The sequence below is a fragment of the Shimia aestuarii genome, assembly GCF_022814865.1.
Taxonomy (GTDB): Bacteria; Pseudomonadota; Alphaproteobacteria; order Rhodobacterales; family Rhodobacteraceae; genus Shimia; species Shimia aestuarii_A.
Genome location: NZ_JAKVRD010000006.1, coordinates 19,496 through 42,482, shown reverse-complemented (window position 1 = coordinate 42,482; position 22,987 = coordinate 19,496). Strand labels below are relative to the sequence as shown.

Sequence of the window (22,987 nt, the reverse complement as noted above, 5' to 3'; positions counted from 1 at the left end):
TTCTCCCCACATTTTCCTACAATACAGGCCGAAACCGGCCCAACCCCGAGGTAAATATGGAGCGTTCCGTAAAACTGGAGTGCCGCGGCGTGTGGAAGATTTATGGGCCGCAGCCCAAAGCCTTTCTTGAACAACACAATGGCGCACCGACCTCTGACGATTTCGAAAAGGCGCACTCTGTTGGCGCGGTGCGTGATGCCAACGTCCAGATTTACGAGGGCGAGATCTTTGTCATTATGGGGCTGTCCGGCTCCGGCAAGTCCACACTTGTGCGCTGCCTGTCACGTCTGGTCGAATCCACGGCGGGCGAGATCAACTTCGAGGGCCGTGATCTTCTGACCATGGGCGACGCCGAATTGATTGACGTGCGTCGCAAGAAAATGGGCATGGTGTTTCAACATTTCGCACTGCTCCCCCACCTCACCGTTTTGCAAAACGCCGCCTTCCCGCTGGAAATTCAGGGCGTTTCCCGGAAAGACCGCGAAGACCGCGCGCGCCAGATGATCGAGACCGTCGGCTTGAAGGGGCGCGAAGACCATTACCCTCGCCAATTGTCGGGAGGCCAGCAGCAGCGTGTCGGAATCGCCCGTTCATTGGTTGCAGACCCCGATCTTTGGTTCCTCGACGAACCGTTTTCGGCGCTTGATCCCCTGATCCGTCGGGAAATGCAGGACGAATTCCTGCGCCTCCAATCCTTGCTGCACAAGACCATCGTTTTCATCACCCATGATTTCGACGAGGCCATTCGACTGGCCGACCGGATTGCCGTGATGAAAGATGGCTGTATCGAGCAGATCGACACGCCGGAAAATCTGGTGATGAATCCGGCCACGCCCTATGTGCAGGAATTCACGCGCCATATTCCCCGCGCCAAGGTCATGCGCCTGGAATCCATCATGTCACCGGGTGTGCCCGATGGCGAATATGCCGGCGATCTTCCTGGCCACCTGACAGTCGCGGACACCGTCCATCAGTTGGACGAAGCCTCTCTGCCGTTCCGCGTTCTGGATGAGGATCAGACGCCCATCGGCACCATCGACGCACGCGCCGCTATTGACGTTATGATCGGGCGGGGTGTGGAATGAGCAGGCTGTTCAAATTCCTGACGTCCGGACCCCGTCTTTTCTGGCTCCCTCTGTTTCTTGTAACGTGGGCGCTGTCGACCTGGTCCTTTGCCCTCTACAAGGCGTTGGACGCGCGCTGGATCATCCGCTTTCCAAAGCAGTACGAGTTGCCTCTCGATGTTTGGATCTCCTGCGCCATGTCGTGGCTGGTTGAAGAGGCCCATTTCGGCTTTTTCTCTTTCCGCGACCTGACACGCTTCATCGCAGCCGTCATCGAGCTGCCATATCAAATGGTGCGATCCCTGCTGATTGATGGATTTTCTGTCGGCCAGGGGCAACAAGCCATCGAAATCGCTCCCTCCATCAGTTGGATTGCGATTATTGGAACGATGGCGGCGCTGGCATATTATGCCAAGAACAAGGCTCTGGCATGGCTCGCCGCCCTGTGTTTTGCCTATCTCGCGATCTTCGGCCAATGGGAAAGCGCCATGGTCACGCTCGCCTCGGTCCTGATCGCAGTGCCGATCGGGGTGGCTGGCGGCCTGATGCTCGGCATCCTGTCTTATCGTCACCCATGGTTCGAGCGGACCCTGCGCCCGGTGCTCGACCTCATGCAGACTGTGCCCGTCTTCGCCTATCTCGTCCCGATCCTTTTTCTGTTCGGTTTCGGTCCGGTCTCGGCCCTCGTTGCCACCGTGATCTACGCCATGCCCCCCATGGTGCGGATTTCTACCGTGGCCCTTCAGACGGTCCCCGAAGAGGTGATTGAGGCGGGGCGCATGGTCGGCTGCAAACCGCGTCAGTTGATGTGGAAAGTGCTGGTGCCGACCGCGCTCCCGTCCCTGATGGTCGGGGTGAATCAGGTCATCATGCTGTCGCTCAACATGGTGATCATCGCGTCGATGATCGGTGCGGGCGGTCTCGGCTACGACGTCCTGACCTCGCTACGGCGCCTGGACATTGGCGGCGGTATCGAGGCTGGTCTGGCCATCGTCGTCATGGCAATCGCGCTGGATCGCGTCAGCCAGGCTTTCGCGATCCGGCGTGTGCGCCCCCGTCCTGACCCGGCGCACCCATTCTACCAGCGCTACCCGCTGACCAGTGCTGCGCTTGCCCTGACTGTTGTGACCACACTTCTGAGCCTCTACGTGCCTGCCTTCCGCGTTCTGCCCGAAGCCGTCACCATCAACACCGGCTCGATCTGGACCACAATGATGGAGTGGATCAACATCACCTTCTTCGACACGTTCGAAGCGATCAAGACATTCTTCCTGACCAGCCTCCTGCTGCCTGTGAAGCGCTTTTTCGCCGGCATCCCGTGGATCTGGGGCATTCTCGTCGTCGGGATCGCCGCCGGTCGCCTCGGCGGCTGGAAGCTGGGGCTGATATCGGCCTTGATGACCCTCTTCATTGCCGCAAACGGTCTTTGGGCCAAAGCGATGATCACCGTCTATCTGGTTTCCGTCTCCGTCCTCATCGCCAGCGTGATCGGCATCCCGCTTGGCATCTGGGCCGGACAGAGCGCACGTGCCAACAATGTCATCGGTGCGCTGATTGACACACTGCAGACCCTGCCAAGCTTCGTCTACCTCATCCCAGTGGTCATGCTGTTCCGGGTGGGTGACTTCTCGGCGATGATCGCCGTCGTCCTCTATGCCCTCGCCCCGGCGGTCCGTTATGCGGCCCACGGTATCCGCTCAATCGATAGCGAATTGATTGAGGCCGGCAAGGTGTCGGGCTGCACGGAACGCCAGCTGCTCTTGCGGATCAAGCTGCCGCTGGCTGCACCGTCGCTGCTGCTGGGGCTGAACCAGACCATCATGCTGGCCTTGTCGATGCTCGTGATCACCGCGCTGGTCGGCACTCGTGACCTTGGTCAAGAGGTCTATATCGCCCTGACCAAAGCCAACACGGGCCAAGGGATCATTGCCGGACTTTCAGTAGCCTTCATCGCCATCATCGCCGATCGCATCGTCACGGCGCTCGCTCGCAACTCGCAGGAAAGGTTGGGGATCAAATGACCTCTATACTCGATCGCGCCTTTGAAACCGCTCGCGCCCTGCCCTGTTGGCAAGGAACACCGCAGATATCACAACTCGGTGGCGGCATCACGAACATCAACTTGAGAGTGTCAGACGAAGCCGGCGAATACGTGGTCCGGTTCGGCGAGGATATTCCCGAACACGGCGTGATGCGTTTCAATGAACTGGCCATCTCACGCGCGGCTCATGCCTGTGGCCTGTCGCCCGCGATCCATCACACCGCCCCCGGCGTTCTGGTGCTTGACTATATCCCGTCGACACCGCTCGAGGCCACCGATCTGCATGACACCGACACGTTGCAGCAGGCCGTCCACTTGATCCGAACCCTGCACTGCGACGTGACCCAAAAGGTCCGCGGTCCGGTTCTGACATTTTGGGTGTTCCACGTGCTGCACGACTATGCGGCGTTCCTGTCGGAAAACACATCGCCCCATACCCCGCTTCTGGCCGAACTGATGCTAGAGGCCCAGGCGCTGGAAAAGGCCGTTGGCAAGGTCGACCTTGTTCTCGGCCATAACGACCTGCTTCCATCAAACCTCCTGCGTGCCGAGGACAGGCTATGGCTCATCGACTGGGACTACGGCGGTTTCAACTCGCCCCTCTTCGACCTTGGTGGTCTCGCCACCAACTGCGGCCTGTCTCCTGATGCCGAGCATCTGATGCTGGAAACCTATTTCGGCACGCCGCCGGATCGGGACCTGATGAACAGCTATGGCGCCATGAAATGCGCCTCCCTGCTGCGCGAGACCATGTGGAGCATGGTCTCGGAAATCACCTCGAAGATCGACTTCGACTATGCCGCTTACACCGCTGACAACCTGGCCCGCTACAGGCAGGCCCTTTCTGAATACTACTCCCAAAGAGGATCAAAATGAGCGATTTCCCTAATACTGCACAAGCCGTCATCGTTGGCGGCGGGATCGTTGGCTGCTCGACCGCATATCACCTGGCCAAGATGGGTTGGGACGTGGTTCTTGTCGAACGCAAGAAGCTGACATCCGGGACGACCTTCCATGCCGCAGGCCTTGTGGGCCAGTTGCGCTCGAACGCGAACATCACCCAGCTTCTGGGTTATTCTGTCGATCTCTACAACTCGCTGGAACAGGAAACAGGTCTGGGCACGGGCTGGAAGATGAACGGCGGGCTGCGATTGGCCTGTAATCCCGAGCGTTGGACCGAAGTCAAACGTCAGGCCACCACAGCCCATTCCTTTGGCCTCGACATGCAACTGCTGACCCCGAAAGAGGCGCAGGAGCTTTGGCCGCTGATGACAATCGACGACGTCATCGGCGCAGCTTATCTGCCGACCGACGGTCAGGCCAACCCCTCGGATATCACGCAGGCATTGGCCAAGGGCGCACGCATGGCCGGCGCGCGGATTTTCGAAGACACTAAAGTGACTTCCGTCGACATCGAAAAAGGTGTGATCAAGGGCGTCGAAACCGAAAAGGGCCGCATCGAAACCCCGATCGTGATCGCCTGCTGTGGTCAATGGACACGGACCTTTGCGAAATCCGTCGGTGTGAATGTCCCGCTCGTCCCGATGGAGCACCAGTATATGGTGACCGAACGGATCGAGGGCGTTCCCTCCAACCTGCCGACCCTGCGCGATCCCGACCGCCTGACCTATTACAAGGAAGAAGTCGGCGGCCTTGTGATGGGCGGCTACGAGCCGAACCCGATCCCTTGGGCCACCAACGGAATCCCGCAAGGGTTCCACTACACACTGCTGGATAGCAACTTCGACCATTTCGAACAGCTCATGGAGCTCTCCCTCGGCCGCGTGCCAGCGCTGGAAACCGCAGGCATCAAGGAACTGGTCAACGGACCCGAGAGCTTTACCCCGGATGGCAATTTCATCCTCGGCGAAGCACCCGAACTGAAGAACTTCTTCGTGGGCGCCGGTTTCAACGCATATGGTATCGCCGCCGGTGGCGGTGCAGGCATGGCACTGGCGGAATGGGTCGCCAAAGGCGAACCGCCGTTCGACCTCTGGCCCGTCGATATCCGCCGCTTTGGGCGCCCGCACTTTGACGATGACTGGATCCGCACCCGCACGATCGAAGCCTATGGCAAACACTACACGATGGCTTGGCCGTCCGAAGAGCACGACTCCGGCCGTCCCTGCCGGAAATCGCCTCTCTACGATACGCTGCACACCAAGGGCGCCGTATTCGGGGAAAAGCTCGGCTGGGAGCGACCCAACTGGTACGCAGACACAAGCGCCGGAGAGGAACAGCGGGACATCTACACGTTCGAGCGCCCGAACTGGCACGTTCCAGTCGGCCGAGAGCACAACGCCTGCCGGAATGCCGCAGTTCTGTTCGACCAGACATCCTTTGCCAAATTCGCACTGAAAGGCCCGGATGCCGAAGCCGCACTGAGCTGGATTGCGTCCAATGACGTGGCCAAGCCTGTCGGATCGTTGATCTATACCCAGATGCTGAACGACAGAGGTGGTATCGAATGTGACCTGACCTGTGTTCGTGTCGCGGAGGATGAATACTACATTGTCACAGGGACCGGCTATGCCACCCACGATTTCGACTGGATTTCCAAGAACATCCCCGACGGCATGAACGCCCAGCTCCTCGATGTCACCTCGTCCTATGCGGTCCTCTCCCTCATGGGGCCCAAAGCACGAGATATCCTTCAGGCCGTGACAAACGACGACGTGTCGAATGCGGCCTTCCCGTTCGGCAAGGCCAAAACGATCGGCATCGCCGGATGTCCCGTCAACGCTCTGCGCGTGACCTATGTCGGCGAGTTGGGCTGGGAGCTTCACCTGCCGGTCGAATACGCCACGACCGTCTACGCAGCGTTGCACGCCGCCGGTGCGGAACATGGTCTGATCGACGCGGGATACCGCGCGATCGAAACCTTGCGTCTTGAGAAAGGGTATCGTGCCTGGCCGTCCGATATCGGGCCGGACCACACACCTGACGAGGCCGGCTTGGGCTGGGCGGTCAAGTTGAAGAAAGACATTCCCTTCAAGGGCCGCGCAGCGGTTGAAGAACAGCGTCAAGGCAAGCTCAAGAAGATGCTCGCCACCTTTACGACAGAGGGCGATGTCATCCTATCTGGTCGCGAAACCATCTACCGCAATGGCGAGCGTGTCGGCTACATCAGTTCGGCCGGTTACGGCCACACGATCGGTAAGTCGATCGCCATGGGGTACGTGCGTTGCGACGAGGGGCTCGACCGGGCCTATATTCTCGACGGCGACTATGAACTCGAGGTCGCAACCGTGCGCGTCCCCTGTACCGTGTCGCTTGCCCCCCTGTTCGATCCCAAAATGGAGCGGGTAAAGGTCTGATGGACGACACCCCCGTTATCATTTTCAATGGCTCCGGCACGTCAGACATCGTTCTGGTGTGTGAACATGCCTCACAGCATATACCAGCCCGCTATGGTGGGCTGGGGCTGACGGAGGACGCAGCCAACAGCCATGCGGCCTGGGACCCCGGCGCCTATGGTGTGGCGCGGGAACTCTCGGCCATACTGGACGCGCCTCTTGTCGCATCGGCTGTCTCCCGGCTGGTCTACGACTGCAACCGCCCGCCCGAGTCAGATACCGCCATCCGCGAAGTGTCAGAGATCTACGACATTCCAGGCAACCGCGATCTGACCAAAGAGCAACGGGCCGAGCGCATCGACACGGTGTACCGGCCCTTTGAAAAGGCCGTCTCGGAGATGCTGGATCAGAGAGCCTCCGGCGTTCTGGTCACGGTGCACAGTTTTACACCGGTTTTTCACGGCCAGCCCCGCCAGGTCCAATTGGGAATCCTCAACGACGAAGACACCGCCCTTGCCGACAAAATGCTCGACCTGGCGCACGACCACACCTCCCTCAAGGTCGCGCGCAATGAACCCTACGGCCCCGAAGATGGGGTCACCCATACCCTCAAGCACCACGCGCTTCCGAGGAAATGGCTCAACGTCATGCTGGAGTATCGCAACGACATGATCGCAACACCGCTGCAACAACACCTCGTCGCTACTGATACCGGGGCGCTCATTATCGACGCGCTGAAAGCGCTCGCACTTACGAAGAACAAGGAGGCTGGCCAATGTCCGGTTTGATTTCTCTGGACACCCTGACGTCCGAAGCCAAGGCCGGGACGCTCGACACTGTCCTAGTCTGCCTCGTCGATATGCAGGGCCGACTGATGGGCAAACGGTTTCACGTCTCGAATTTCCTCGAAAGCGGGCACAAGGAAACCCATTGCTGCAACTACCTGCTGGCAACCGATCTGGAAATGGCAACGCCTGACGGATACGCAGCAACAAGCTGGGAGGCGGGCTATGGCGACTATGTCATGAAACCCGATCTTGGCACGCTGCGCCGTGTTCCATGGCTCGACGGCACCGCAATGGTTCTGTGTGATGTTATCGACCACCACACGCACGAACCCGTCCCCCATTCGCCCCGCCAGATTCTCAAGAAACAGGTTGCGCGCGCACAAGCGATGGGGCTGACGCCCTATATGGCGACCGAACTGGAATTCTTCTTGTTCGAGAAAAGCTATGATGAAATCCGCAAGAGCGGGTTCCGTGATCTTGAAACGCTGGGTGGATATAACGAGGACTACCACATCCTCCAGACCTCGCGAGAAGAGCACGTGATGCGTCCGATCCGCAATCTGCTCGTCGAGGCGGGCGTCCCGGTCGAAAACACAAAAGGCGAGGCCGAGGCTGGTCAGGCAGAACTGAACATCCGGTATGCAGACGCGCTTCTGGCCGCCGATCAACACACGGTCTCTAAGCAGGCGATCAAGGAAATCGCGGACCAGAAAGGCCATGCCGCCTCCTTCCTGCCCAAGTGGCACCACGACAAGGTCGGCAGCGCCGCGCATATTCACCAGTCCCTGTTCCGGGATGGCGAGAACGTGTTTTATGATGCGGACAAGCCGCGCTGCATGTCCGACCTCATGGGCAGCTACGTGGCGGGTCTGATCAAATACGCCGCCGACGGCATGGTGTTCTTGGCGCCATATGTAAACAGCTACAAACGGTTTGTGCCCGGCACCTTCGCCCCCACGAAAAGCGCGTGGTCCGTTGACAACCGCACTGCTGGTTTCCGTCTTGTCGGAGAAGACACCAAGGGTGTGCGGATCGAGTGCCGTATTCCGGGATCGGACATTAACCCCTACCTCGCCTGCGCTGCCCAACTGGCCGCTGGACTGGCCGGGATAGAAGAAGGCCTTGCGTGCCCCGAGCCGGTCTCCGGTGACCTCTACTCTATGCAGGATGTCGCCGATGTGCCCTACACCCTGCGCGCCGCGACCGAGTCCCTGCGCAAGTCGGACATGCTGCGCACTGCCTTGGGTGATTGGGTGGTAGATCACTACACCCGTGCCGCCGAAGTCGAACAAGAAGAATACGACCGCGTCGTGACCGACTGGGAAGTCGCGCGCGGGTTTGAGAAAGCCTGACACAAATGACATTGAAATGTATCTCCCCGATAGACGGATCGGTTTTCGCCGAACGTCCGACCCTTTCGCTTGAGGCGGCGACCGACGCGGTGGTCCGCGCGCGCGCCGCACAAAAGGCATGGGCAGCACGGTCTCTCGCAGAACGGACCGAGCTGGTGATGGACGGTGTGGCCGCCGTTGGCGCTATGAATGACGAGATCGTGCCGGAACTGGCCCATATGATGGGTCGCCCCGTCCGCTATGGCGGCGAGTTTGGCGGCTTCGAGGAACGCGCAAGCCACATGGCGACCATTGCAAAGGAAGCGCTCGCGGATATCGCAGTGGGCGAGGACGACACCTTCAAACGCTATATCAAACGTCTCCCGCATGGCGTTGTGTTTGTGGTCGCGCCTTGGAACTACCCCTACATGACTGCGATCAACACGGTGGCACCGGCCCTAATCGCGGGCAATACCGTGATCCTGAAGCACGCCTCCCAGACGCTGTTGGCGGGCGAGCGCATGGCGGCTGCTTTCCACGCGGCTGGCGTTCCGACCGACGTGTTCCAAAACCTCTTTCTCGATCATGACGTGACAACCGACCTTATTTCGGCCAACGCGTTCGACTTCGTGAACTTCACCGGCTCCGTCGGTGGCGGACGCGCTATGGAACATGCGGCAGCAGGCACCTTTACCGGAGTTGGTACGGAACTGGGCGGCAAGGATCCGGGATATGTGATGGACGACGCCGACCTAGAGGCCGCCGTCGACACGCTGATCGACGGGGCCATGTTCAATTCCGGACAGTGCTGCTGCGGGATTGAACGGATCTATGTGCACGAAAGCCTCTACGACGCCTTTGTCGACAAGGCCGTGGCGATCGTGCAAGCGATGAAACTGGGCAATCCTCTGGACCCCGATACGACAATCGGCCCGATGGCCAACACGCGTTTTGCGAAGGAAGTGCGTGCCCAGATCGACGAAGCCGTCGCCGCTGGCGCCGTGCCCCATATCGACACCATGCCCGCGGATGAGGGCGGGGCCTACCTGACGCCGCAGATCCTGACCAATGTCACGCACGACATGCGCGTCATGCGCGAGGAGAGCTTCGGACCGGTTGTGGGGATCATGAAAGTGACCTCCGACGAGGAAGCCATCGAGCTGATGAACGATAGCGAGTTCGGACTGACCGCATCCCTTTGGACCCGCGATATCGACCGTGCCGCGCGTGTGGGAGACCGGATCGAAACCGGCACGGTTTTCATGAACCGCGCCGATTATCTTGATCCGGGACTGTGCTGGACCGGTTGCAAGAATACCGGCCGTGGTGGGGGGCTCTCGGTCATCGGGTATCACAACCTGACCCGCCCCAAGAGCTACCACCTCAAGAAAGTCACTGCCTGAGCCCCTGTCACGGGTCTCTGGGATATTAAAGGAAACACCACATGTCTCTTGTTGGAAACTGGTCTTACCCGACCAACATCAAGTTCGGCGCCGGCCGGATCAAGGAACTGCCAGAGGCCTGCGCGGCCCTCGGCATGAAAAATCCTCTGCTTGTCACGGATCGCGGTCTGGCCGATCTTCCAATCACGCAGGACACCCTCAACATCATGGAGGCCGCAGGGCTTGGTCGCGGTCTGTTCGCCGACGTGGATCCGAACCCGAACGAAACCAATCTCGAAGCCGGTGTTGCGGCCTACAACGCTGGCGGCCACGACGGGGTTATCGCATTCGGCGGCGGCTCGGGCCTCGATCTGGGCAAGATGGTGGCCTTCATGGCCGGTCAAACCCGCCCAATCTGGGATTTCGAGGATATCGGCGATTGGTGGACGCGCGCAGATGCGGATGTCATTGCTCCGATCATCGCTGTCCCGACCACGGCCGGAACCGGTTCGGAAGTCGGGCGCGCCAGCGTGATTACCAATTCCGAAACCCACGCGAAAAAGATCATCTTCCACCCCAAAGTCTTGCCGGGTGTCGTAATCTGCGATCCCGAACTGACCGTGGGTATGCCGAAGTTCATCACTGCAGGCACGGGTCTGGACGCCTTTGCCCATTGTGTCGAAGCGTTCTCGAGCCCGCATTACCACCCGATGAGTCAGGGTATCGCCCTCGAAGGGATGCGTTTGGTGAAAGAGTATCTGCCCCGCGCTTACGAGGATGGCAACGATCTTGAAGCACGCGCACAGATGATGAGTGCCGCGGCGATGGGCGCGACGGCGTTTCAGAAGGGCCTCGGCGCCATTCACGCGATGAGCCACCCGATCGGGGCGCACTTTAACACCCATCATGGCACCACCAACGCGGTGTGCATGCCGGCGGTGCTTGAGTTCAATGCGCCCGCGATTGCCGACCGGTTCGACTTGGCGGCGGCCTATCTCGGCATCGACGGAGGGTTCGACGGGTTCCGCGCCTTTGTGCAGGCCATGAACGATTCCATGGCCATCCCGCGCAAGCTATCCGAGATGGGCGTGACCAAAGACGCGATTCCAGAGCTCGTTTCCGGAGCACTGACCGACCCGAGCTGTGGCGGCAATCCGATCGAGCTGACCGAGATGAATGTCACGGCCCTGTTCGAAGCCGCTCTCTGAGTGAGGACAAAAATGACACTGTGCAGGCCAGGAGAGCCTGCGCAGTATCCCCCGCTTCTCGCCGTGCGACAATATTCCCGGCACCACGGATCAAGAGATGCTTCTGTTCGACTTCGATGGCGTGATGGCCGACTCTCTGCAAATCTACACTGACATTTGCACCCGTGCCGCGCGGTGTCAGGGGTATCAGGGCAACCTGCCAGCCAACCCTTTCGCCGAGCTTGAACATGTTACGTTCGAAGCACTCGCCGAAACGCTTGGGCTTTGCCCCGCTGGCTTCGCCGCCGATGCCACCGCGTTTCTTGGAAAACGGAGTGATACCGCACCGGCATTTGCCAGTATCATCGACACACTGAAAAACATCTCGACAGAGATACCTGTGGGCATTCTATCGGCCTCCCCAAAAGGGTTCATCGAACGCTTTCTCACAGCCAATGACATCACGGACTGCATTTCCGTCCTTCTTTCTCGTTCAGAGCCCGGAACCAAGGCCGAAAAGATCATGTCGTTACGACGCGAGGGGCACTTCAGGCCCATTGCTCTGGTGGGTGACGGGGTGAGCGATGTCAAAGCGGCCGCCACCGCAGGCATTGCCTCCATCGGTGTCACTTGGGGGTGGCAGTCGCCAGAAAAACTCCTGTCTCAAGGCGCCACTTTCATGGCTGGGTCTCCGGATGAGATCCAAGCCATCGCAATGCAGCTTTGGTCTTACACGGGCTGATTTGATCGACGTCATACTGGTTCGAAACATCCTAGCCGCGCCCCCAAACTTTCCGGTTTCAGTAGAGGGATTTCCGGCAAACGGCCGCAATCGCCTGCAAGCCCGCGGAAAACAAGGTTGCAAGGTGCCATCAGGCCAATGCGAAGCAGTCTCTTTTGCCAAGACAACGATTGGGTCACCCCGCAAGACGCCCGCGCCTCTCAAGAAGTACGACGGTGCTGCTGCCTATTATCTGACCTAGAAGAATGACTGCGCTCCAAGCTGAATAGGTCGTAGATGGAAGAACCGTCGGAAGCGCAACATCGCGCGTTCTCACCTGAGTGATTTACCACCAAACGGATGATCTCGGGACGGGTTCCTAATTGCTTAAATGTGGAGAGCTTAGCCATGGCAGAACGCTACGAGATTGCCCTGCCCACCTCAATCCGGTCTTCTTTGGCAATACCCAAGCGATAGACTTCGCTCGGAGATCCGCGCCTGCACGGCACCTTGACTGCGAAAGGTGGAAAATGGCGGAGCGACAGGGATTCGAACCCTGGAGACGGTCTCCCGCCTACACACTTTCCAGGCGTGCGCCTTCGACCACTCGGCCACCGCTCCGTGCTGCGCTCTTTAACGTTACCCGGCAGGGGCTTGCAAGAGGCAAAACGCTTTAATTCTCAAGATGGAGATTTACCCGGCGGTTCTGCCGGCCCTTGTTCTCGATCTTGCCGATCCGGACCCCGCCGATCTCTGAGGTGCGCGCGACATGCGTGCCGCCACAGGGTTGCAAATCGACTTGTCGCGCGCCCTTTCCAATCGCCACGAGACGCACATCGCCGCTCCCCGTCGGGGGCTGTACCGACATGGTCTTCACAAGGCCCGGATTGGCGGCGAGTTCTTCGGCGCTGATCCATTTCTCATGCACGACGAGATCACGCTCAATCAGTGCGTTGAGCGCCTCCTGAAGCGCCTCGGGAGAGTCCGGGGCGTCTGGCATATTGAAATCGAGCCGGCCTTTCTCGGCTGAGATACTGCCACCGGTCACAGGCAAGGGAATGACCACCGACAACAGGTGCAGCGCCGTATGGACCCGCATGTGTCGATGCCGTCGTTCCCAATCGATCTCTTGTTGGACCACGGCCCCTACCGGAGGCAGGGGCACGGGCTCTGCTGGCACAAGCGCCACGTCGTCGTGCCCGGCCTTGACCGCCGTCGCGATCGACACACTGCCACCCGCCCAGCGAAGCTTGCCACTGTCGCCCGGCTGGCCGCCGCCCGTGGGGTAGAACACCGTTTTGTCGAGCACGATCCCGCCTTCGGCCGTATGGGACGTGACCCGCGCCTCAGCGTCGCGCAGATACGCGTCCTCGCGAAAAAGCAGCTCGCTCATGCGTCGTCTTTCCCTTCATCTTCGTCCGTGCGCAGCGCCTTGGCATTGCGCAGCCAGATATCCTGTTGCGGGAAGGGAATTTCGATCCCTTCTTCCATGAACCGCTCCGCAATCTTGTAATTCATTTCAGAGCGCACATTCAGAACCCAGTTCACATCCCGCAGGATGGCGCGGATCTCGAAATCCATCGAACTCGCACCGAACCCTTGGAACACCACATAGGGTTCTGGATTGGCAAGCACCATCGGATGTGCCCGCGCGATCTCAAGCAAGATGGCCTCGACTTTGCGCGGCTCGGTGCCATAGGCAACGCCCACCGGCACGATGACCCGGCCCACGGTGTTCCCACGCGTGTAGTTGGTGACCGTACCAGCAACGAGGTCGCTGTTTGGGATAATAACATCGGTGCGGTCGAAGGTCTCTATCCGGGTCGAGCGGACCGAGATATCGCGCACATAGCCCATCTGCCCGCCAACCTCGATCCAATCGCCCTCAGCGATGGGACGCTCAATCAACAGGATGATACCGCTGACGAAGTTTGACACGATGGTCTGCAGGCCGAAACCGATGCCAACCGAAAGCGCCGAGGCGACAAGCGCGATCGAGCCGAGGTCGATCCCGGTGTTATGAATCGCAATCAGCGCCGCAATGGTGAGGCCGACATATCCGACGCCGGAGACAATGGCATTTTGCCCCCCGACGTCGATCTTTGTGCGTGGCAGGACCGAGTTCTTGAGCGTCCCCTGCAGGAGCCGCGTGATCGCATAGCCAATCCCGAACACCGCAAAGAAGATCACGAGCTGCATTGGCGAAATCGTGACTTCCCCAACCCGAAGCCCCTGCCCGATCAGCGCTGCCCATTCGGCAAGTTGCTGGCTGCGTGCGCCCCAGATCAAGAGCACCACAGGCACCGCCGCTATCGAAATGGCAAAGCCAAGCAACACCGACCAAAGCGTCCCTTCGCCGGTTTCCGCACTCAAGCCCGCCAAGACCGAGAACACCCGCACCAACCCGCGATGCAGGATCACCAGGAACCCAAGGAATTGCAGCGTGTAGATGGTCGGAAACACAAGCGCCACAGCCGCGCTGCTATAGCCAGCGACCGCGAGAAGCACCCCAAGCACCGCAGCAAGCTGATAGCCAAGCGCGACAAGCCGCATAAGCTGCAGGTTGGCGCCGGGGATATCTTCCTCGCCTAGGTCGGTGTCGCGTCCGCTGATATGCACCCGCAAAAGACGCGCCATCCGCACCATGACGCCCGCCGCCAACACGATCAGCGGGAAAATCAACACCGCCCGCGTTCCCGCCGTCCAGGTTTCGAAGCCTGAAATCGCCTGAAGCAAGAGCGAGAAGGCAAGGATGATCCCCGTCGCCACCGAAAGCGCCCGACCTTCCCGGCGATGTTCGTCGTTCAAAAGAAGGATAGACCCATCTTCGCTCTCATAAGGAAAGACCCGACGGCCAAGCCAGATTGGAAATAACAGGACAAACGCGGCTTCCGGCAGGATCGACAGGATAATATCGCCCCGAATGCCTGCAAGATCGCTGGCATAGAACGCCTCGACCAAAATCATCACACCGGCAAGCGGCAGCACAAGATGCCCGAACGATACCGCGAGCCCAAGAATCCAACGCCGCCCCGACATCTGATCGCGTCGCACAAGCGCTTGGGCGTTCTCGGTCCAGCGGCGCCCGAACAGGATCAGGACGACCCCGACAATCAAAAGCGCGATCACCCGTGGCAGGTTCTTCTGGAGGTCGCCTGTGCGCCATTCATAATCCCACGCAGTGCGCAATTCGTTGAGGATAAGCGTATTGGTCTGTTGCAGAGCCAGAAGCGCCCCGGTCCAGTACACCGGGTTGAGCGGTGTCGGCCCACGCTCCAAGAGCCGTGCCGTGCGTCGCCCTTGCACGACTGAATCGACCCCCTCAATCAGCTCTGTCGCCTCTGTCTCGGCAAGCTGGGCCCGCAACACTGGCTCGCGGGCTTCTGCAAGCACCTTTTCGAGCCGGGCGCGCTCGGCTTCCACTTCCGGGCTGTCGCCGCCTTCCGGCACTGGTCCAAGTGTGTCGAGCTTGGCTTGCGTGGTGTTTGCGGCGACGGAGTAGCGGCTCTGCGCATTTCGGAACTCGCTGCGCCAATCAACAAGCTGTTGGCGCAGGGAATCCATCGCGACTTCCGAGGCCCGCCCCGCCTCGATCGCTTCGGCCGCGCGCTCAGAAACCCGTTCCCATTCCGCAAAATCCGGCTGCGCACTGACGTCTTGGGCCAACACGGCCTGCACGCCCAGCAACAAGACGACGCACAGACTTCCAAGAACCCGACGCAAGACTGCCATGCCAGACCTCAGCTTTCCTCGAAGACCTGCGGGACGTCCGCTGGTGTCGCATCAAGCCAATCCGGCACCGGCAGGTTCTTTTCCTTGAGGAACGCCGGGTTGAAGAGCTTCGACTGATAGCGCGTACCATAGTCGCAGAGCACGGTCACAATCGTATGCCCGGGCCCCATTTCCTTGGCCATGCGGATCGCCCCGGCGATATTCACGCCAGACGATCCACCAAGGCAAAGCCCCTCTTCGCTCAGTAGATCAAAGACCACCGGCAGGGCTTCATCATCGGGCACCTGATAGCACATGTCCGGCGTGAACCCTTCAAGGTTCGCGGTGATCCGCCCCTGGCCGATCCCCTCGGTGATCGAGCTCCCCTCAGAAGCAAAAGCGCCTGTCGTGTAATAGCTGTAAAGCGCGGCACCCATCGGGTCGGCAAGACCAATCTTGACGCCTTTTGGTTGCAGCGCCATGCCAACACCCGCCAGCGTACCGCCCGACCCAACTGCACAGACGAACCCATCGACCTTGCCGCCGGTCTGTTCCCAGATTTCCGGCCCGGTGGTTTCGATATGGGCCACCCGGTTGGCGACGTTATCGAATTGGTTTGCCCAGATTGCACCATTTGGTTCTGTTTTTGCAAGTTCTGCCGCCAAACGCCCGGAGTAGCGAACGTAATTGTTCGGATTTTTGTAAGGCGCTGCGGGAACCTCGACAAGCTGTGCCCCAGCGAGGCGGAGCATATCCTTCTTTTCCTGGCTTTGCGTCTCGGGAATGACGATCACCGTCTTGAACCCCATTGACGCACCGACAAGCGCAAGACCGATCCCGGTATTGCCGGCGGTGCCTTCCACAATCGTACCGCCCGGTTTCAGATCGCCGCGCGCCACTGCATCTCGAATGATATAGAGCGCGGCACGATCCTTGACCGACTGGCCCGGATTGAGGAACTCCGCCTTGCCTAGAATGGTGCACCCGGTCGCCTCACTGGCCTTCTTGAGGCGGATCAATGGGGTGTTCCCCACGGCGGCGGCGAGATCGGCGGCATACTGCATGGGTGCGCTCCTTAACTTATCCTGAATCTTGTGTAAGACGCGGGTCAGGCGAACTCAAGCCGTCTCACGCAACCGCTCACGATGACGTGCAAGCCAAAGCGCCGCCAGAACCAGCGGCGCATTGACCGCCTCGAAGCGATCCACAAGCTCCATCAAGGCGTCATAGCTGAACAGGTATGATCGAATATCCTCCTGCTCGCTTTCGAGCCCCGAGACCCCGACGACATCATCCGGCAAATCGGCTATCCCGACGAAAATATCGAAGAACTCCGTGGAACATCCCGGCGAGGCATAGCAATGCGCCACGTCATGCAATGTCCGAAGCGTCAAACCCGCCTCCTCCGCGGCTTCGCGATGCGCCGTTGCTTCTGCGGTCTCGCCGGCGTCGATCCGCCCGGCAATCGGCTCAAGCTGCCAGGGGCGCGGATCGCCACGGCCAAACGGGCCCGAGCGGAACTGTTCGACTAGGAGCACCCGGTCGCGCACCGGATCATAGGGCAACACGATCACGGCATCCGTCGCGACAAAGACCGCGCGTTTGACTGTCTCGCTCTGCCCACCCGCGTATTGGCGAAAACGAAGATCATATTCATCGAGCGCAAAGAAATCGACATAGGCGCGGGTGACGTTCGCAACCTCCACGTCGTTATCTGTGAAGCCACACGGGCTATGGCCGCGCGCACCCTGCCGCGCATTGACCTTTGCCGCGGCACGGGCGCGGATCATCGCAAATCGCCGCGCCACGTCCTGCGCGCTCGCCTCACCGTAATAAGACATGACCTCGCGGGCCGCGTGCAGCGTCATCTCCCCCCATTCAGCCACCCAAGCGTCAAGACGCCAAAGTTTAGGATCAGCCCGCAACCCATTGGGAGGAATAAAAACATCTGCCTCGCGCGGTCCGCTCTCCGTCGCCACAACGCGCGTCTCGACATCATAGTCGAACCCGCCTTCATAAAATCGCAGCCGCGTCAGGTCTTCCGCGCTCAAGCCCTCCACGAAGAGCCCCCGCGCTCCATCCCCACCTTCGACAAGCATCGGAAAGCTCTCGCCTACAACCGCATGCACCGCGTGGCCCTCAAGCATCGCAGGCCAAAGCGCGATCTCCTCCGCCGGGCGGCCAAGGACAATGGACAACAGCGGCACGTGGCGCAGCGTCCCGTAGAAAAACAGCGATGTCATGAAACCTATCTCCAGTGCCGCCGCGCAAGCCCTGTCAGCACACCCGACACCAACGCCCCACCAAAAAGCACAACGATGATGTCATAGCGCATGAGGAACGGCGTATATTCGATGGCGAAATCAATGATCCCGCGCAGCGCCTGCGCCACGTCGCGATAGTGCCGGTCGAGCGCATTCATCAACATGTCGTAGCACCCAAAAACGAACAACCCGAGCAGCAGCATCAGGATCACCGCCGAGAACCCATGCGCCAAGGTCGGGGCCAAGCCTGCCTCGGGCCGCGTGCCGCCAAGAAACCGCCAACCGACAAAACCCCCGACAAGCGCGCTCACCGGGGTGAAATAGCCGAAACTCATGCTGCGTTCCGCGAGGATGGATTGCTTTGTAAGCTCGGCCACAAGAGCGGCCAAGATGGCAAGACACACGGCACCAACGAGTTTCGGTCCTGTAGGCATCAGGCGGGCCTTCGAATTGTAATCTGGGTCACATCGCAGTTTCCGCTGTGAAACGCTGCAGCGCAAGAGGTCAGGTAGAAATTCCACATCCGCCTGAATCGGTCATCAAAGCCAATCGCCTGCACCTCATCCCACCGCGCATTGAAGGTTTCATGCCATCGCCGCAAGGTCTGGCTATAGCTTTCTCCGAACTCGATCGACCGCACGAGGTCAAGCCCCGCCCTGCTGATCTCCTCACGAAGCGCGCCGGGGCTTGGGAGCATGCCGCCGGGGAAGATGTATTTCTGGATGAAATCTACGCCCTTGCGATAGATCTCAAAGCGCTCTTCGGTGATGGTGATGATCTGGAGCGTCGCGTTGCGGCCCGGCTTGAGCCGCTCACGCACAGTGTTGAAATAGGCGGGCCAGTATTGCTCGCCCACGGCCTCGAACATCTCGATACTCGCGATCCCATCATACTGTCCGGTCTCGTCGCGATAGTCCTGAAGGCGAAACTCGACTAGATCGGAAAGTCCCGCTTTTTCAATGCGTTCCCGCGCATACTTCAATTGTTCTTCGCTGATCGTCAGCCCTGTGACCCGTAGCCCGCGCTCCTTTGCCGCGTATTCCGCGAACCCGCCCCAGCCACAGCCGATCTCGAGCACATGATCCCCCGGTTGCGCCCCCATCTGGTCGATCATCGAGGCGTATTTCGCCTCTTGCCCCGCCTCCATGCTCTCCTGACCGGTCTCAAAGAGCGCCGAGGAATAGGTCATCGTCTCGTCGAGCCAAAGCGCATAGAAATCATTGCCGAGATCATAGTGATAGGAGATGTTCTTTTTGGCCTGATCCTTGGTGTTGCGGTTCATCCAATGGCGCATCCGTTCGTAAAGACGAACAAAGAACATTCCCGGGAACCCGTCATAGAGCACATCATTGTCGGCCTGTAGAAAATCGAGAAACGCCTGCAAATCCGGGGTGCTCCAGCCGCCTTCGATATAGGCATCGCAGAACCCAAGATCGCCTTCGCGCACAAGCCGCGCAAATGTATCCTCGTCATGCACCCGAAGTTCGGCAACCGGGCCCGCCTCTATCCCCTCGGCGCGAAAACAGCGTCCGTCCGGCATGACAAAGTCGATCCGCCCCCGCCTGATCTTCGTTGCGAGCTCGAAGACATTGCTGAAATAGCGCGGTAGATCGTCCTGCCCGTCCGTCGTCGTAAAGACCATCGCACCCTCCTCTTGGTCTCTCGAGAAGGATGCTAGGTCAGAATGTCGCGCCCGAGCAAGAGTTTTGCATCTTGGCCCTCAGAGCACAGCGTCAAGCGCCTCGAGCAATTGTGCAATCTCCGCCTCCGAGGTGTAATGCACGAAACTGAGCCGCAGCACCCCTTTCGCCATGTCGACCTTTTGCGCCTCAAGCGCCCGGTTGGCGTAGAAATCGCCCCCGCCCGCCATGATCCCGTGCTTTGCCAGCGCGCGCGCAAGCTCTTCCCCGGCGTGCGCACAGGCAAGCGCCACCGTCGGCGCCCGTGCTCCGGCGTCTTGCGGGCCGAGAAGGCGCACCGAGTTCTTGGCTGCGGCGTAGTCAAGCACCGGCTGCAAGAGACGCTCCTCATGGGCGCGCATCAGGTCATGCACGGCTGCCCCGCGCCCCGCGGGCGTCGTCGCCGTGATCCCGTGATGATCGGCAAGCCTATCGACATAATCCGCCATCCCGGCACAGGCCGCGACCTGCGCATGGTCCGGCCCCGCAGGCGTGAACCGCTTATAGAGCGTCTCGGCATTGAAATAATGCCCCTGATTGGGAAGCATCATCCCAAGGTTCTTGCGGATCACCATGAGCCCCTGATGCGGGCCATAGGTCTTGTAACTCGAGAACAGGTAGATATCCGCCCCGGTCGCGCCCACATCCGGGAAACCGTGCGGCGCATAGGACACGCCATCGACACAGGTAAACGCCCCCGCCGCATGGGCCAGCGCCGTGATCTCTGTCACCGGGTTGATCTCGCCCACGACGTTGGAGCAATGCGGAAAACACACGAGCCGCACCCGGTCATCGAGCATCTCGCCAAGCTGTTCAGGGTCAAGATGCCCGGTCTCCGGATCAATCTGCCATTCGCGAATCTCGATCCCCTCATCGGCAAGCCGACGCCATGGCCCGGTATTGGCCTCGTGATCCTGATTGGTGACGATGATTGCATCGCCCGGCTTCATCCATTGGCGAAAGGCCTGGGCAAGCACATAGGTGTTCTGTGTCGTCGACGGTCCAAAAGACAGTTCCTCGGTCTCAACCCCAAGGATCGCCGCCATCCGCGCCCGCGCCTCGTCCATCTCGGCACCGCCAAGGCGCGAGGCCTCATAGGGCGCATAGGGCTGCACCTTACGTTCCCGGTAGAACCGCGTGAGGCGGTCAATCACTGGCGCACAAGTATATGATCCACCAGCATTTTCAAAGAAGGCCTGCCCGGCGAGGGAGGGCTCTTGCAAGGCGGGAAACTGCCCGCGCACAAAGTCGATATCAAGATCCATGGCTGCGACTTTGCCAGCCCCATACCAGAGGTCAAGCCCGATCCGTCGCGTCTCACGAAAAAGGGACGGCCCAATGGACCGTCCCTCGCAAGGAAAACGCGTGACCCGTGCTCAGAAGCTCATCGACGCATCGGCCTCAAGCACGGCTTTCGCCATCTCACCGGGTTTCGCGATACCGATCCCATCAAGCAGGACATCCGGCCCAACGCCCTTGCCCGGAAGATAGATCGCGCAGACCTCAACCTTCGTGCCTGGCTGTTTCATAATCATCTGCATCAGGCCCTGCGGGCTCATGTTTTTTGGTGGTTGGCCCGCCGTGGCGCTTTCTGGCGCGTCCTTGAGCGCAAGATCACCGGCCGGGCCGCATAGCAGGATATGCGCCGCCGCGCCCTGCTGCACCGCCTGCATGGTAAGCACCATCGACATGAGCTGCGTCTGCGGCTCCGGCGCGGTGAGAATGGTGACGAGATCTTTTTGTTCATCTGCCGAGGCGGCATTGGCTGCGGTCATGGCCGTAAGGGCCAGGGCGGTAAGGAATCGCTTCATATCCAGGTCCTGTATCTGTCTGACGTTTCAGTGTCGTGGGGAAGATACGTAAGGCGCACCCGGCAAGCTGTCAGGATTGCGGAGGAAACATGCTTTCCAGATGCACCTTACAGATACGAAACTGCCCGCCAAACGCGGCGGGCAACATGATCTAGATCAAATAGATGCTGTTTTTCGAATATAATTCGAAAAAACTCAAAGCGTCTCGAGTGCAGCGCGGATCTTGTCGGCCTGTGCCTTGAGCACATCGAAATCCGCCATCTGCCCCGGCGGACGCAGCTTGACGCCCTCATGACGCGGCAAGACGTGGTAATGCAGGTGGAAGACCTCCTGCCCGCCCGGCGCCTCGTTGAACTGCTGCACTGTGACCCCGCCCGCATCAAACGCCGCCATGACCGCATGGCCCATCTTCCGCACCGTGCGCAGGCAGGCCGTAAGCTGGTCGTCGCTCGCGTCCAACATATTGCGGCAGGGCGTCTTCGGAATGATCAGACAATGCCCGTCCGCGCGCGGCATGATATCCATGAACACATAGGTTTCGTCATCTTCATAGAGTTTCTCGCTCGGGATCTCCCCACGCAGAATCTTGGCAAAGATGTTGTCGCTGTCATAGCTGCTCATGGCGCGCCTCTTCCGGCTAGATTGCAAGAACCGGCAAAGCGCGCGCGCCTTGCCGGTCTCGTTTGTCGGCCGATCAGGCGTTGACGTCAACCACAACGCGGCCCTTGACCTGCCCCTTGAGGATATCCTTGCCAAGCTGCGGCAACTCCGCAAGCGTTGCCGGCTGAATCATCGCCTCAAGCTTGTCCATCGGCAGATCGCTGGCAATGCGTTGCCAGGCGCGGACACGATTGTCATAGGGCTGCATGACCGAGTCGATGCCAAGAAGGTTCACCCCCCGAAGGATGAACGGCGTGATGAGCGCGCCCTCAATCGCCGCCCCGCCCGCAAGGCCGATCGCCGCGACGGACCCGCCATATTTCATCTGTTTCAACACCCGGCCAAGCATCGCACCCGCCACCGCGTCGATACAGCCCGCCCAGATTTCGCTTTCAAGCGGTTTGCGCGTCACCTCTTCAAGCTCCTCGCGCGCCACAATCTGCCCCGCGCCAAGCTCGCGCAGGTAGGCTTCCTGCTCGGGCCGCCCAGTGACCGCCGCCACCTCATAGCCGAGGTTTGCAAGGATCGCCGTCGCGACCGAGCCAACACCGCCCGCAGCCCCCGTCACAAGCACGGGACCGTGGTCTTTCTTGAGCCCCTGATCCTCAAGCGCCATCACCGCGAGCATTGCCGTCAATCCGGCCGTGCCCACCGCCATCGCCGCGCGTGTATCAAGCCCCGCAGGCAGCGGCACAAGCCAATCGGCCAGCACCCGCGCCTTCTGGGCATAGCCGCCCCAATGGGCCTCTCCCACGCGCCAGCCAGTCAGGACAACCTTGTCGCCCGGCTTATAGCGATCATCCGCGCTCTCCTCGACCGTGCCTGCAAAATCGATCCCCGGCACATGCGGATACTTGCGCACAAGCCCGCCCCCCGGCCCGATGCAGAGTCCGTCCTTGTAGTTGACCGTGGAAAAATCCACCGCGACCAGCACCTCGCCATGCGGCAGGTCATCGACCGAGATTTCCTCAACCGCCGCCGATGTCTTGCCGCTGTCCTCGTCCTTGTTGACCACAAGCGCCTTGAACATGTCTCTCTCCTTTCGACCGGGC

At 60.1% G+C, this 22,987-nt stretch carries 19 protein-coding genes and 1 tRNA gene; 9 read left to right on the top strand and 11 right to left on the bottom strand.

Going from position 1 to position 22,987, the window contains the following annotated elements; all coding sequences use genetic code 11:
• Positions 1-56: 56 nt before the first annotated feature.
• The 9 genes from MK745_RS07825 to MK745_RS07785 all read left to right on the top strand — a co-directional run bounded on the left by MK745_RS07825 (position 57) and on the right by MK745_RS07785 (position 11,831).
• Entirely contained in the window at positions 57-1,085 is a 1,029-nt protein-coding gene (locus MK745_RS07825) for a quaternary amine ABC transporter ATP-binding protein (RefSeq protein WP_243612730.1), read from the top strand.
• On the top strand, positions 1,082-3,085 hold the full coding sequence (locus MK745_RS07820; RefSeq protein ID WP_243612729.1) for an ABC transporter permease: 2,004 nt from the start codon (positions 1,082-1,084) through the stop codon (positions 3,083-3,085). Before MK745_RS07825 ends, MK745_RS07820 begins: the two co-directional genes overlap by 4 nt.
• Positions 3,082-3,981 carry a choline/ethanolamine kinase family protein gene (locus tag MK745_RS07815; RefSeq protein ID WP_243612728.1) on the top strand — a complete coding sequence of 300 codons (900 nt, stop codon included), beginning with the start codon at positions 3,082-3,084 and terminating at the stop codon, positions 3,979-3,981. Before MK745_RS07820 ends, MK745_RS07815 begins: the two co-directional genes overlap by 4 nt.
• Positions 3,978-6,422 carry a GcvT family protein gene (locus tag MK745_RS07810; RefSeq protein ID WP_243612727.1) on the top strand — a complete coding sequence of 815 codons (2,445 nt, stop codon included), beginning with the start codon at positions 3,978-3,980 and terminating at the stop codon, positions 6,420-6,422. Before MK745_RS07815 ends, MK745_RS07810 begins: the two co-directional genes overlap by 4 nt.
• On the top strand, positions 6,422-7,189 hold the full coding sequence (locus tag MK745_RS07805) for an N-formylglutamate amidohydrolase (RefSeq protein WP_243612726.1): 768 nt from the start codon (positions 6,422-6,424) through the stop codon (positions 7,187-7,189). The genes MK745_RS07810 and MK745_RS07805 overlap by 1 nt, the downstream gene beginning before the upstream one ends.
• Entirely contained in the window at positions 7,177-8,541 is a 1,365-nt protein-coding gene (locus MK745_RS07800) for a glutamine synthetase family protein (RefSeq protein WP_243612725.1), read from the top strand. Before MK745_RS07805 ends, MK745_RS07800 begins: the two co-directional genes overlap by 13 nt.
• Positions 8,542-8,546: 5 nt before the next feature.
• A complete protein-coding gene (locus MK745_RS07795) occupies positions 8,547-9,923 on the top strand; it encodes an aldehyde dehydrogenase family protein (RefSeq protein ID WP_243612724.1) in 1,377 nt (458 codons plus the stop codon).
• 41 nt (positions 9,924-9,964) lie between these two features.
• Positions 9,965-11,110 carry an iron-containing alcohol dehydrogenase gene (locus tag MK745_RS07790; protein ID WP_243612723.1) on the top strand — a complete coding sequence of 382 codons (1,146 nt, stop codon included), beginning with the start codon at positions 9,965-9,967 and terminating at the stop codon, positions 11,108-11,110.
• Between the two features lie 97 nt (positions 11,111-11,207).
• Entirely contained in the window at positions 11,208-11,831 is a 624-nt protein-coding gene (locus MK745_RS07785) for an HAD family hydrolase (RefSeq protein WP_243612722.1), read from the top strand.
• 510 nt (positions 11,832-12,341) lie between these two features.
• On the opposite strand, the gene MK745_RS07780 is transcribed toward MK745_RS07785, so the two are convergent.
• The 11 genes from MK745_RS07780 to acuI all read right to left on the bottom strand — a co-directional run bounded on the left by MK745_RS07780 (position 12,342) and on the right by acuI (position 22,965).
• Positions 12,342-12,431: transfer RNA gene (locus tag MK745_RS07780), tRNA-Ser, on the bottom strand.
• Positions 12,432-12,483: 52 nt separating this feature from the next.
• Entirely contained in the window at positions 12,484-13,203 is a 720-nt protein-coding gene (locus MK745_RS07775) for an alanyl-tRNA editing protein (protein ID WP_243612721.1), read from the bottom strand.
• Positions 13,200-15,542 carry a DUF3772 domain-containing protein gene (locus MK745_RS07770; RefSeq protein ID WP_243612720.1) on the bottom strand — a complete coding sequence of 781 codons (2,343 nt, stop codon included), beginning with the start codon at positions 15,540-15,542 and terminating at the stop codon, positions 13,200-13,202. Before MK745_RS07770 ends, MK745_RS07775 begins: the two co-directional genes overlap by 4 nt.
• An 8-nt stretch (positions 15,543-15,550) precedes the next feature.
• Positions 15,551-16,585 carry a cysteine synthase A gene (locus tag MK745_RS07765; RefSeq protein WP_243612719.1) on the bottom strand — a complete coding sequence of 345 codons (1,035 nt, stop codon included), beginning with the start codon at positions 16,583-16,585 and terminating at the stop codon, positions 15,551-15,553.
• 54 nt (positions 16,586-16,639) lie between these two features.
• Entirely contained in the window at positions 16,640-17,764 is a 1,125-nt protein-coding gene (locus tag MK745_RS07760) for an NUDIX domain-containing protein (RefSeq protein WP_243612718.1), read from the bottom strand.
• 5 nt (positions 17,765-17,769) lie between these two features.
• Positions 17,770-18,219, bottom strand: coding sequence for a TrgA family protein (locus tag MK745_RS07755; RefSeq protein WP_243612717.1), 450 nt, complete (start codon positions 18,217-18,219; stop codon positions 17,770-17,772).
• Entirely contained in the window at positions 18,219-19,427 is a 1,209-nt protein-coding gene (locus MK745_RS07750) for an SAM-dependent methyltransferase (RefSeq protein ID WP_243612716.1), read from the bottom strand. The genes MK745_RS07755 and MK745_RS07750 overlap by 1 nt, the downstream gene beginning before the upstream one ends.
• 78 nt (positions 19,428-19,505) lie before the next feature.
• Positions 19,506-20,729, bottom strand: a complete 1,224-nt coding sequence (locus tag MK745_RS07745; RefSeq protein WP_243612715.1) for an aminotransferase class V-fold PLP-dependent enzyme — start codon at positions 20,727-20,729, stop codon at positions 19,506-19,508.
• 111 nt (positions 20,730-20,840) lie between these two features.
• Positions 20,841-21,275 carry a hypothetical protein gene (locus MK745_RS07740; RefSeq protein WP_243612714.1) on the bottom strand — a complete coding sequence of 145 codons (435 nt, stop codon included), beginning with the start codon at positions 21,273-21,275 and terminating at the stop codon, positions 20,841-20,843.
• A gap of 195 nt (positions 21,276-21,470) precedes the next feature.
• Entirely contained in the window at positions 21,471-21,896 is a 426-nt protein-coding gene (locus MK745_RS07735) for an HIT family protein (RefSeq protein WP_243612713.1), read from the bottom strand.
• Positions 21,897-21,969: 73 nt separating this feature from the next.
• Positions 21,970-22,965, bottom strand: a complete 996-nt coding sequence (gene acuI, locus MK745_RS07730) for an acryloyl-CoA reductase (RefSeq protein WP_243612712.1) — start codon at positions 22,963-22,965, stop codon at positions 21,970-21,972.
• Positions 22,966-22,987 lie beyond the last annotated feature (22 nt).

Coding starts and splice junctions, on each gene's coding strand:
- MK745_RS07805 (WP_243612726.1), top strand. CDS start 6,422: ATGGACGACACCCCCGTTATCATTTTCAATGGCTCCGGCACGTCAGAC.
- MK745_RS07750 (WP_243612716.1), bottom strand. CDS start 19,427: ATGGTCTTTACGACGACGGACGGGCAGGACGATCTACCGCGCTATTTC.
- MK745_RS07745 (WP_243612715.1), bottom strand. CDS start 20,729: ATGGATCTTGATATCGACTTTGTGCGCGGGCAGTTTCCCGCCTTGCAA.
- MK745_RS07795 (WP_243612724.1), top strand. CDS start 8,547: ATGACATTGAAATGTATCTCCCCGATAGACGGATCGGTTTTCGCCGAA.
- MK745_RS07735 (WP_243612713.1), bottom strand. CDS start 21,896: ATGAGCAGCTATGACAGCGACAACATCTTTGCCAAGATTCTGCGTGGG.
- MK745_RS07775 (WP_243612721.1), bottom strand. CDS start 13,203: ATGAGCGAGCTGCTTTTTCGCGAGGACGCGTATCTGCGCGACGCTGAG.
- MK745_RS07825 (WP_243612730.1), top strand. CDS start 57: ATGGAGCGTTCCGTAAAACTGGAGTGCCGCGGCGTGTGGAAGATTTAT.
- MK745_RS07800 (WP_243612725.1), top strand. CDS start 7,177: ATGTCCGGTTTGATTTCTCTGGACACCCTGACGTCCGAAGCCAAGGCC.
- MK745_RS07760 (WP_243612718.1), bottom strand. CDS start 17,764: ATGACATCGCTGTTTTTCTACGGGACGCTGCGCCACGTGCCGCTGTTG.
- MK745_RS07820 (WP_243612729.1), top strand. CDS start 1,082: ATGAGCAGGCTGTTCAAATTCCTGACGTCCGGACCCCGTCTTTTCTGG.
- MK745_RS07810 (WP_243612727.1), top strand. CDS start 3,978: ATGAGCGATTTCCCTAATACTGCACAAGCCGTCATCGTTGGCGGCGGG.
- MK745_RS07790 (WP_243612723.1), top strand. CDS start 9,965: ATGTCTCTTGTTGGAAACTGGTCTTACCCGACCAACATCAAGTTCGGC.
- MK745_RS07785 (WP_243612722.1), top strand. CDS start 11,208: ATGCTTCTGTTCGACTTCGATGGCGTGATGGCCGACTCTCTGCAAATC.
- MK745_RS07765 (WP_243612719.1), bottom strand. CDS start 16,585: ATGCAGTATGCCGCCGATCTCGCCGCCGCCGTGGGGAACACCCCATTG.
- MK745_RS07770 (WP_243612720.1), bottom strand. CDS start 15,542: ATGGCAGTCTTGCGTCGGGTTCTTGGAAGTCTGTGCGTCGTCTTGTTG.
- acuI (WP_243612712.1), bottom strand. CDS start 22,965: ATGTTCAAGGCGCTTGTGGTCAACAAGGACGAGGACAGCGGCAAGACA.
- MK745_RS07755 (WP_243612717.1), bottom strand. CDS start 18,219: ATGCCTACAGGACCGAAACTCGTTGGTGCCGTGTGTCTTGCCATCTTG.
- MK745_RS07815 (WP_243612728.1), top strand. CDS start 3,082: ATGACCTCTATACTCGATCGCGCCTTTGAAACCGCTCGCGCCCTGCCC.
- MK745_RS07740 (WP_243612714.1), bottom strand. CDS start 21,275: ATGAAGCGATTCCTTACCGCCCTGGCCCTTACGGCCATGACCGCAGCC.